At 43.9% G+C, this 11,494-nt stretch carries 6 protein-coding genes; 5 read left to right on the top strand and 1 reads right to left on the bottom strand.

From position 1 onward, the window contains the following. Positions 1-65 precede the first annotated feature (65 nt). From CIK93_RS11925 to CIK93_RS11905, 5 genes are all read left to right on the top strand, one after another. Positions 66-2,864 (top strand): substrate-binding domain-containing protein, encoded by a 2,799-nt coding sequence (locus CIK93_RS11925; RefSeq protein WP_254046795.1) that lies wholly within the window; start codon positions 66-68, stop codon positions 2,862-2,864. Between the two features lie 197 nt (positions 2,865-3,061). Then, positions 3,062-5,359: a TonB-dependent receptor gene (locus tag CIK93_RS11920; protein WP_094447481.1), complete on the top strand. Its 2,298-nt coding sequence runs from the start codon at positions 3,062-3,064 to the stop codon at positions 5,357-5,359. Positions 5,360-5,645: 286 nt separating this feature from the next. Further along, positions 5,646-7,541: a GH32 C-terminal domain-containing protein gene (locus tag CIK93_RS11915; RefSeq protein WP_094447480.1), complete on the top strand. Its 1,896-nt coding sequence runs from the start codon at positions 5,646-5,648 to the stop codon at positions 7,539-7,541. A 75-nt stretch (positions 7,542-7,616) separates the two neighbouring features. Further along, positions 7,617-8,774 carry an MFS transporter gene (locus CIK93_RS11910; protein WP_094447479.1) on the top strand — a complete coding sequence of 386 codons (1,158 nt, stop codon included), beginning with the start codon at positions 7,617-7,619 and terminating at the stop codon, positions 8,772-8,774. A gap of 36 nt (positions 8,775-8,810) precedes the next feature. Further along, a complete protein-coding gene (locus CIK93_RS11905) occupies positions 8,811-9,698 on the top strand; it encodes a carbohydrate kinase (RefSeq protein ID WP_094390656.1) in 888 nt (295 codons plus the stop codon). Between the two features lie 282 nt (positions 9,699-9,980). Here the strand turns inward: CIK93_RS11905 and ald are convergent, their stop codons facing one another. Then, the gene (gene ald, locus CIK93_RS11900) at positions 9,981-11,087 is read right to left on the bottom strand and encodes an alanine dehydrogenase (RefSeq protein ID WP_094447478.1); all 1,107 of its coding nucleotides are present in this window, start codon (positions 11,085-11,087) and stop codon (positions 9,981-9,983) included. Between the last annotated feature and the right edge of the window lie 407 nt (positions 11,088-11,494).

The raw sequence follows: 11,494 nt of genomic DNA, 5'->3' as shown, positions 1-11,494 counted from the left end.
TTGGCAATAACACGAGAATAGTGTATATTTGCAAGCGGTTGGACCTCTCTATAGATATTCATTATATGAAACTTATACTAGCTTATAAATTTCTGATGTATCCTGTTGCCCGTATATTCAGACTGGCACTCTTACTGCTTGTCGCTATAGTTGTGGGTTGTGGAAAACCTGATAAAAAGTTTTTAATAGCTGTATCTCAATGTTCAGAAGATGTTTGGCGCGACAAACTCAACGAAGAATTGAAAACGGGAGAGTATCTCAATGATTCCATTATGGTGAAACTTGCTTCATCCAACGATGACAATGTATTGCAGAATAAGCAAATCAACCAGTTTGTTGATGAAGGCGTGGATTTGTTGATTGTTTCACCAAATCAGTTGAGTGCCATATCAAAGGCTGTAGAACGTGCCTATGACAGAGGTATTCCTGTTATTCTATATGACCGCAAAACCAATTCCGACAAATATACCGCATTCATCGGGTGTGACAATTATGTTATTGGCAAGTCGATGGGTACTTTCATCGCACAACAGCTTCATGGCAAGGGGCGCATCGTGGAAATCCGAGGATCGGAGGGTTCTTCACCTGCCATAGAGCGTCATCGTGGTTTTATGGATGCTGTCAAACACTATCCTGATATTCATCTTGTAGCCTCAGAAGGTGGTGATTGGAAGGAAGAAAGTGGTATAAAGGCCATGAAACGTATTCTCCAACAGACACAGGATTTCGATTATGTGTTTGCTCATAACGACCGATTGGCATGGGGGGCCTATATGGCAGCCAGACAAATGGGCGTTAACCGCAATTATAAATATACTGGTGTGGATGGCATGGCTACCGAAGGCGGAGGCTTGGAATTGGTGCGCGATGGTGTGTTTGAAGCATCCTATCTCTATCCCACCAAAGGCGATGAGGTCATTGCATTGGCTTTGACGATACTAAACCATCAACCTTATCAGCGTGATAATTACCTAAGCTCTTCCATCATTACTAAAGCAAATGCCGAACTCACCCTTATGGAGGCAAGAGATGCCGAACGGCAAACGCACAAACTAAGAACGCTCCACCATCAAGTAGATAAATATCTATCGGATTATAATGCCCAAAAGGTTCTGTTGATGAGCTTGGGACTTTTCCTACTGGTATGTATTATTGCTGCTACGTTGATATTCAGAAGCTATATTGTCAAGACTCGACTCAATGAGAAACTTGCCAATGCCAATGATGAATTGAAGCGCATGAATGAGGAATTGGAAGATAAGAACGATGAACTGAAACGACTCAACGATGAGGTGATGGAGTTGACCCATTCGCGCTTGGTATTCTTTACCAATATCAGTCATGAACTCCGTACACCATTGACTTTGATAGCTGATCCGGTGGAAATGTTGCTTGATGATCACAATATCAAGGGACGTAGTAGGGAACTACTTGGTATGGTGAAGCGCAACGCATTGGCATTACAGCAACTCGTAGGTTCTATTCTCGATTTCCGAAAGATACAAAATGGAAAAATGACATTGACGCTCAATCGTTTCAATATTGTAGAGGCTATGACCTTATGGGTTGATGACTTCCGACTGACGGCAGAGCGCAAGAATATCCAACTCCACTTCAACACCGAAGGCTTTAAAGCTTCACCGACCATCATTGCCGATAAAGAGAAAGTGGCACGTATAGTATTCAATCTCCTGAGTAATGCCTTGAAATATACTCCGTCTGGTGGCAACATATTTGTTTCGCTTTGTGATGCAGAAACTCCTGATGCATTGCGCATCGATGTGAAAGATACAGGAAAGGGCATTGCACGTGAAGAGATAACGCAGGTATTTGAACGTTTCTTCCAAGCCCAGGGTGCCGCCAGCGGTACAGGCATAGGATTGGCATTGGTCAAATCCTTTGTGGAATTGCATCATGGTGAAGTATGGGTGGAGAGTGAAAGTGGCAAGGGTGCCGACTTTATTGTGGTTCTGCCTCTTACCCAAGAAGGTGAAGTGGAACCAGAAGAGTCAGAAGGTAATATAGTTGTTGATGAGAGTAGCATGCAGTATATTGATGACGGTGACAAACTGCAGGGCAAGGTTCAGCAATTGGTAAATCCCGATACCGACCGTCCCACATTATTGATTATAGACGACAATAATGACATCCGTCAGTATGAACGTAATTTGTTGCAGGACGATTACTTTGTATTGGAAGCAGCTGATGGCAAGGAAGGTCTTGATGTGGCATTAAAGGAAGTGCCCGATTTAGTAGTATGCGATGTGATGATGCCCGTTATGGACGGTCTCGAATTTACCGAACGTTTGAAGACCAATACTGCTACGTCGCATATTCCCGTCATCATGCTGACAGCAAAGAATCTGGAAGAACAGCGAGCAGAGGGTTATGAGCATGGGGCAGACTCCTATATCACCAAGCCATTCCATAGTAAGGTGCTTCTTGCTCGTATCAACAATCTGTTGAAGCAACGCCGATTGTTGAAGTCGCTGTTCAAGGATATTACGCAGGCCGATGAACTGACGATAGACCAATCGTCCATGGATGATCGCGATAAACAGTTTATGAAACAGTTGCACCATATTATTCAGTCAAATCTCTCACGCAGTGAGTTTGGTGTTGAAGATATTGGTAGGGAAATCGGTTTGAGCCGTGTACAACTTTATCGCAAGGTGAAGGCCATGACAGGTTCTTCGGTTGTTGACCTGATGCGCAAGGCACGGCTCTATAAGGCCAAGCGCCTCTTGGAGAGTCGTAGCATGAGTATAGCAGAAGTTGCCTATGAAGTAGGTTTCTCAGCACCGTCTTATTTCACCAAATGTTTCAAAGATGAATATGGTATGTTACCTGGTGAAGTAGGGTAGGGTTGGTTGTAACTATATGAAAACCATGCATTAAAGTTGGTATTTAATGATAAAAATCGTTCATGGACTAATAAAAATGTTACCATGAACGATTTTTTGTATCCGATGAAATGATTTTTATGTACGGTGTTCTATTCGTATCGTAAATTTGCTGCAGAAATCAAACAACAATGCTAACAATAAAAAACGTAACGATTATGAACACCTTATTCAATGGTAAATTTGCAACCGTCACAGTGCTCGCAATTTCATTATTAAATGTAACGGCAGTTTTTGCGCAAGACGACAATGCCAAAGAGGAAGGCAACCGCAATGTAATGCTCAATGCTGCCAGTGCTAATGGTCCACGTGAGATTCAAATCGGACTTCCCTCTGCCGATGTCAATGTGTTGGAGAATGGTTTGCCTGTCACCTATGCCACCAATCCCCATTCAGTTAACACTATTTGGCGCGGTGATGCCAGTTTGAGTCACCAAGGATTGCTCAAAATAGCCGAAACAGCCATCACCACCGGTAATATCGGTTATGCAGTCAATTCATTTACCCAGAAGGGACAAAAGGGATTCAATGGTACGCTGAACTATAAGAGCAACCATTTCGGACTGCAAGAATTCTCTTTGAATATGAATGGCGACTTGGGTAAAGACTGGTACTATAGTATGAATATGTATCAGGATTTCGATCCAGGAACCTTCAAAATCAAATCCACTCCTTATCAAGACCGCACTCAAATCTATAAGGCACTCCTTACTAAACGCTATAACGGCAACCGTGGTGAATTTACCGCTATGTACAAATATGCCAACAGCCATAATGTATATAACTATGCCACTCAGAGTGCTCCCTTTGTCTATGTGGGTGATGGCAGCGTGAAAGAGTATGGCAAATTCAAACTCGGTACTACTTCTTATCTTCCCACAGATAACAATATGACCTATCGCAATATGCGTACAGGAGAGTTGGAACAGACCACACTCTACGATGCTTGCTTGAATAAAGCCAGTGAGGTGACACTGATGAATGCTTATCGGTTTGACAATGGCTTGAATTGGAAGGCTACTTTGAAATATGACCACTCTCGTGGTGCCATGGTGTTTCAGACTCCTATGGCTATTATCGACTTGAAGAGCGATGACAACCAAGGCAGATATCAATATATGTATCGCGATATTGACGATAAGACTCAGGCCTACGACGGACAGTATGTCCAGACCCGCATGTCATGTCTCAATGCCGGAACCATCGACGAGGCTCTCTTTACTTCTGAACTTTCTAAGAAGTTCCGCAATTCAACCCTTCGATTGGGCATCAACGAGTGGTTCTATCATATCGACTATTGCTCAAACACAACCATGTACGATCAGAGCGTGCCAGCAGATGGCAGTTATGCCGTTCGTGTATGGGATGCCAACCAGCGCAACAGTTATTTCTATGACTTCAACAAGAACGCTTCAGAATATTATAAGGGAAGTGAAAATAAATTGGCACTCTATTTTACCCACGATTGGAATGTGACCAAGAAATTGAATCTCTACTATGGTGCTCGCTTGGAATGGCAGAAACTGAAGGGTGAGAATGCAGCAGTGAAGAATGCTCAGGGTGAGTTTGTCGGTCGTTTTGCTGACTATCATCTCGGTGCTACAGCCGCTGATGGAACCAAGATAGCTCCTGTAGATTTGAGCTACAACTGGGTGAACTACGATTTCTCGCTGGCAGCAACTTATAAGTTGACCAATAAGTTTGGATTCACTGGCGATTTTACTTATATCGTGCAGCATCCTAAGTTTGAGGCATTCGCACCAGCAACATTGCCTAATACCGATAAGATCTCAGTGCCACTGGGACGTGCAGGAATCTATTATAACAATTCATGGTTGAGTCTGACCTCGTTGTTCTCATACATTTCAAAGACGAACAATAACTCAACGCTCAATTTGCAACATGGCAGTGAAATCAAGGCAGCACCTTTGGCATACGATATCCAGACTTGGGGCTGGACAACTGATGCAGTGGCTCATCCTTTCAAAGGATTTGATTTCCACTTCCTCTTCACTTATCAGAAACCTACCTACAAGAAGTTTGAAACCTCTGTAACTTTCAACGATGGCTATATTGGTACAATCAATGCCACAGGCAATATTGTTGCTGAGATTCCTCAGGTACTTATAGAATTGGATCCTAGCTATATGATAACCAAGAATATCAAGCTCTGGACCAGTTTCCGTTACTTTAGCAAGACCTATGCCAATATCAATGAGGCATATTACTTCAACGGTCACTGGGAAACCTTTGGCGGTATCAACTGGCAGGCCACCAAGCGCCTCGCACTTGGCTGTACAGTAGTAAACTTCCTCAATCAGACTGGTGCTAAAGGCAGTATTGCCGGTGCCGAACTTATTACCAAGGATGAAGCCAAGGGTATTAAGAATCAAATCATGACAGGTAGTTATCTCCGTCCATTTACTGTAGAATTCTCAGCATCGCTGAAATTCTAATCGCTTCAATCTTTATAACATTATCGACAGCCTCTGTATAGTATCACCCCATTAGTTGTCAGGCCCTAATTAGGATAACACAGATTCAGGATAACACAGATATTGATATCAATTACGTTAAACAGGATATGGTTGTAATGCATAAACACAAATAAAAGAATATTCATATATAATACACCTTTCATACGGGTGACTGATTCGGGATGTTACATATACAGAACTGTTGATAACACAAGAAAAACAGAAATCCAACGTTTATATAGTACAATCCTAAAATACTAACACAATGAGAACAAATAATTTCATCAAAGCATCTTGCCTGCTACTGATGGCATCTGCTTCTTCTGCTTTCGCACAGAAAATGAGTATCGAACATAAAGGTGACACCACTGTCATCAAGGTTGAAAACCCCACTAAGTATCTGCTGCTCCCCGTCCAGGAAGAAAAGGATGAAGCACAAGTGTTACTCGATACAGGTAGCAAGGATGATACTTGGATGGATGTGCGCCTGGCACAGAACGGTGCTGACTATTACGTGCCATTCGCCTTGGGTAAGGGAAAAACTGCAACGGTTAAGATTCTTGGTTTGAAGAAAGATGCTTTGGCTGTCAATCTGATGAAACTCAACGATACATTCGATACCACCAACACCGATTACTATCGTCCTTCTTATCATTTCACTCCGCTCTATGGCTGGATGAACGACCCCAACGGCATGGTCTATAAAGACGGTGAGTATCATCTCTACTTCCAGTATAACCCCTATGGAAGCAAGTGGGGCAATATGCACTGGGGACACGCAGTCAGCAAAGATCTCGTACATTGGGAACATCTCGCCCCAGCTATCGCCCGCGATAATATGGGCCATATTTTCTCAGGAAGTTCTGTCGTTGACAAGCGCAATACCGCAGGCTATGGCAAGGATGCCATCATAGCGCTTTATACTTCAGCAAGTGATAAAAACGGTCAGATTCAGTGCATGGCATACAGCACCGACAACGGTCGTACTTTCACCAAGTATGAAGGCAATCCTGTGTTGACACCATTCGATGGCTTGAAGGATTTCCGTGATCCGAAAGTGTTCTGGTATGAGAAAGGAAAGTGTTGGTACATGATCGTTTCTGCCGATAAAGAGACGCGTTTCTATAAATCAAAGAATCTCAAGAAGTGGGATTACGTCAGTGCCTTCGGCAAAAGTATGGGTCAGCAACCTTGTCAGTATGAGTGTCCCGACTTCTTCCAGTTGCCTGTCAATGGCGATAAGAAGAACAAGAAATGGGTGATGATTATGAATATCAACCCCGGTTGCTGGTTTGGCGGTAGTGCTACTGAGTATTTTGTTGGCGATTTCGATGGTAAAAACTTTATTTGTCCCGATGCTAACGATGTAAAATGGCTCGATTGGGGTAAGGATCATTATGCAACTGTTACCTTCTCAAACACGGGTGATAGAGTATTGGCGATGACCTGGATGAGCAACTGGCAGTATGCCAATCTCACTCCGTTCAAGCAGAATCGTGGTGCCAACGGTTTGCCAAGAGAGTTGAAACTCTATGAGAAGAACGGCAAATACTATGTTTCAGAAGATGTTGCCCCTGAGGTTTATGCCTTGAGAAAGGATACTAAGGATATCGCTGATGCTACTGTGGCAGATGCCAAAGAATTGAAGAGTGCTGTTGCCAATATGGAAGGCGCCTTCGAGATTGAGGCTGATGTTACTCCTGATGCCAACGGTATTGCAGGTATTGAGATCTCAAATAACAAACGTGAGCGTACCCTGATCTATTTCGATATGAAGCAGGGCAAGGTAGTGATGGATCGAACCGAGAGTGGCTTGACCGACTTTGGCAAGCAGGCAAGTCCCCATGATATCGAATTAGCATGGGACAAGCAACTTGTTGCAGAAGGCAAACAACCAGCCCGCATCACCAATTCTATCAACTATAAGAACGATTTCTCCCTTGCCACATGGGCACCACTGACGCTATGCGAGGATGGCAAGACCACTTATCATGTTGATATCTTCGTAGATAAGTCATCTATCGAACTTTTTGTAGATGGCGGTCGCATTGCCATGACCAACCTTGTGTTCCCTGTTGAACCATACGAGAATGTGAAACTCTATAGCAAAGGCGGTAAGGCAGAATACAAGAATGTAAAGCTCCACAAGATTGCATTATAATGATTGTAGCACTATAAACATCAAAAAGCAATGGTCTTCCCTAACTGGCAGACCATTGCTATAGAAAAATAAACAATGAATAAATCATCTAAGTTGACCCTTATCCCGGTGATGCTCTGTTTCTTCGCCATGGGATTTGTAGATTTGGTAGGTATTGCCTCCAACTACGTAAAGGAAGATCTTAACCTCAATGATGCAACAGCCAATCTGTTCCCATCGCTGGTATTCTTCTGGTTTCTAATATTCTCCGTGCCTACAGGCATGTTGATGAATAAGATTGGACGCAAGCGCACTGTGCTGTTGTCGCTCATCGTGACTGCTGTGTCGCTACTGTTGCCTATCCTTGGCGAATCGTTCGAACTGATGTTGGTATCGTTTTCGCTGTTGGGCATTGGTAATGCACTGATGCAAACATCGCTCAACCCATTGGTTTCGGTGGTTGCCACCGGCAAACATCTGGCATCCACTCTGACTTTTGGCCAGTTTGTCAAAGCCATTGCGTCATTCCTTGCCCCATACATTGCCATGTGGGGTGCCATTGCCACCATCCCCACATTCGGTTTAGGTTGGCGTGTGCTCTTCCCCATTTATCTCGTCATCGGCATTGCTGCCACGGTATTTTTGGCAGGAACACCTATTGAGGAAGAAGAGATGGATGGTGGAGTTTCTGGTTTTGGTGAATGTTTTCGATTGTTGGGCAAACCCATTGTTCTGCTGTCGTTCATCGCCATCATGTGTCATGTGGGCATCGATGTGGGCACCAATACCACCGCACCAAAGATTCTGATAGAGCGTCTGCAATGGACATTGAATGAAGCAGCCATTGCCACCAGCCTTTATTTCATTTTCCGCACCATTGGTTGTTTCACCGGTTCATTCTTCCTTCGCATATTGAAACCACGTTTGTTTTTCGCCATTAGCATCGTGATGATGGCGCTGAGCATGATAGGCTTGTTCGTCGGCGAGAGCAAAATCATCCTTTATATCGCTATCGCTTTGGTAGGTTATGGCAACTCCAATGTCTTCTCCATCGTATTCTCCCAGGCCCTTTTGTCAGTTCCAGAGAAGAAAAACGAAGTGAGCGGTTTGATGATTATGGGCCTTTTCGGCGGTACTGTTTTCCCACTCATCATGGGTTTTGCCAGCGATGCCGTAGGTCAGGTGGGTGCCGTTGCTGTCATGGCAGTGGGTGTTATCTATCTGTTCTCTTATATCAATAAGGTGGAAATGTAATAGCTTTGTTGAACTTTAAACAATAGAACATAAATTATGAATACTACTTTGAAGAAAAAATACTGTGTAGGATTGGGTGAAATCCTTTTCGATGTGCTTCCTACCGGATCACAATTGGGCGGTGCTCCTGCCAACTTTGCTTATCATGCTGGTCAGCATGGCTTGCCATCGGTAGCCGTTAGTGCTATTGGCAACGATGTTTTAGGCACTCAGGCTCTCCGCTTGTTGGATGAGAAACAGCTCAAACATGTATTGCCTGTGGTAGATTATCCCACAGGTACGGTACAGGTGGAACTTGACAAGGACGGCGTCCCCACTTATGACATCAAGCAAAATGTGGCATGGGACAATATTCCCTTTACCCACGACATTCGTGAGGTGGCAATAGGTTGTGGTGCCGTTTGTTGGGGATCGTTGGCACAGCGCAATACGGTCAGTCGCGATACCATTTACCGCTTTCTTGACTATACTCCAATGGATTGTCTGAAGATTTTTGATATCAATCTCCGTCAGAATTTCTATTCGAAAGAGGTGATTTGTGAGAGTTTGAAGCGTTGCAATGTTTTGAAGATCAACGATGAAGAACTTGTCACAATAGGCCGCATGTTTGGTTATCCCGGTCTTGATATCGAAAACAAATGCTGGTTGATACTCGGCAAATACGATCTCGATATGTTGGTATTGACGTGTGGCGTGAACGGCAGTTATGTGTTTACTCCTGGCAATCTGTCTTTCCAAGAAACTCCAAAGGTGGAGGTTGCTGATACTGTTGGTGCTGGCGACTCGTTTACAGGCACGTTCTGTGCATGTATTCTCAAGGGCATGAGTGTGCCCGAAGCCCATAAGCGTGCTGTTGAAGTGAGTGCTTATGTCTGCACCCAACAAGGTGCTATGCCGGAAATACCCCAAGAACTTTTAGGATAACACACAAACATAGTTATGACATGCCGTATGGTTTTCAGAAGCCGTGCGGCATGTCTTTTGTTTGTTATAAGCTGACTCCTATACTGTTGTCAAGTAGATAGGAAAAGGAGCAAATGACGTTTGAAGCCATTCAGTACAACTGTGATAGGTGTGAAAACAGACGCCAGTAAGCATGGTGTGAAATATCTATTTGTAGGCAAATCAAATTGTTTTGCTGACCAATTTCATTGAATTTCCTCAGCAAATACATTGAATTTGCTCAGTCATCAACTATTCGTTGATTTAAAGTGAAATAGGCTCGTATGGCAAATCGAATACCTCTGCCACAGCATGGTAGGTCACTTTGCCATTAACCACATTGAGCCCTTTGTAGAGTGCATGGTCGTCTTTGCAAGCCTTCCGCCATCCTTTGTCTGCCAGGGCAAGGGCATAACTCAGTGTGGCATTGGTAAGCGCCATTGTAGAAGTATTGGGCACAGAACCTGGAATGTTGGCAACGGCATAGTGAACAATATCATCCACAATATATACAGGATCGGAGTGGGTAGTGGGATGCGACGTTTCGAAGCAACCGCCCTGATCAATAGCAACATCTACAAGTACGGTACCCGGCTGCATCATCTTCAGCATTTCTCTGGTGATGAGGTGGGGCGCTTTGTCGCCCGGAATCAATACGCTGCCAACAACGATATCAATGTCGGGCAGCATCATCTTGATATTGTGTGCAGTAGAGTATAGGGTGTGCGCATTTACCGGCAGTTCCATTTCGAGTTGGCGAAGGCGTGGCAGCGAGATATCTGTAATCCATACGTCAGCTCCGAGTCCGCAAGCCATTCGTGCTGCAGCTTCACCAACGGTTCCACCACCTAATATCAGCACCTTGACGCGGTCAACACCGGGCACACCACTGATGAGTTTACCCTTTCCGCCTTTGGTTTTTTGCAGATAATAGGCACCGTTGAGTGTAGCCATACGACCAGCCACTTCGCTCATAGGGATAAGCAACGGCAGTTTATGGTCGTCAGTTTCCACTGTTTCGTAAGCCAGACAGACCGCTCCGGTTTTTATCATAGCCTCGGTAAGTTGTCTGTCGCATGCAAAATGGAAGTATGTGAAAACGAGTTGGTCCTGTTTAATCAACTTGTATTCCTGTTCTATAGGTTCTTTCACCTTGATAATCATCTCTGCCTCGTTATAGACAGACGCTATGTCGGGGAGAATTTTAGCCCCCACAGTTTCGTATTTTTCATCACTGAACCCGCTGTTGATGCCTGCTGTGTGTTGTACAAACACTTGGTGCCCATGGCGAATAAGTTCTGCTACTCCGGCGGGTGTCATGCCAACTCTGCTCTCGTTGTTCTTGATTTCTTTAGGAATACCGATTTTCATAATAGTAGGGTTTTAAGTTAAACATATTTTTTACGCCGTAAATTTATGAAAAAATCGAATAACTTGTATTTTACAGATGAAAAAAATAGCATTTTTTAATAAAGAAAATAGTCGTTTTGATGGGTAGAGTTTGCAAAACGAAATAAATCACAGATAATAGCGGTTTTAGAGCTGACAGAGCCGGACAAAGACAGACCTTAATGGCCACAAGCGGACAATGGCAAACACAGCCGGACGATCATGGACAAAGACAGACTGACAGGCAGGCAATTATCTGCAGTGGAACCCATGTCTTATCGAAAGATCAGGATAGGGCGTTTCTGAAAAAAGCATAAAGAAAGAGAGGAATGTTTGGTAGTCTCCATAAGAAATCGTAACTTCGCACTTTGAAACAATAGTGTTTCGTA

Origin of the sequence: Prevotella sp. P3-92 (genome assembly GCF_002251205.1) — a bacterium.
Classification (GTDB): Bacteria; Bacteroidota; Bacteroidia; order Bacteroidales; family Bacteroidaceae; genus Prevotella.
The sequence above is the reverse complement of the archived record's forward strand: the minus strand, read 5'-3'. Positions and strand labels throughout refer to the sequence as shown.

What these genes read in the sequence shown, in the direction of transcription:
- CIK93_RS11920 (WP_094447481.1), top strand. Translation starts at nt 3,062, where the DNA reads ATGAACACCTTATTCAATGGTAAATTTGCAACCGTCACAGTGCTCGCA.
- CIK93_RS11925 (WP_254046795.1), top strand. Translation starts at nt 66, where the DNA reads ATGAAACTTATACTAGCTTATAAATTTCTGATGTATCCTGTTGCCCGT.
- ald (WP_094447478.1), bottom strand. Translation starts at nt 11,087, where the DNA reads ATGAAAATCGGTATTCCTAAAGAAATCAAGAACAACGAGAGCAGAGTT.
- CIK93_RS11905 (WP_094390656.1), top strand. Translation starts at nt 8,811, where the DNA reads ATGAATACTACTTTGAAGAAAAAATACTGTGTAGGATTGGGTGAAATC.
- CIK93_RS11915 (WP_094447480.1), top strand. Translation starts at nt 5,646, where the DNA reads ATGAGAACAAATAATTTCATCAAAGCATCTTGCCTGCTACTGATGGCA.
- CIK93_RS11910 (WP_094447479.1), top strand. Translation starts at nt 7,617, where the DNA reads ATGAATAAATCATCTAAGTTGACCCTTATCCCGGTGATGCTCTGTTTC.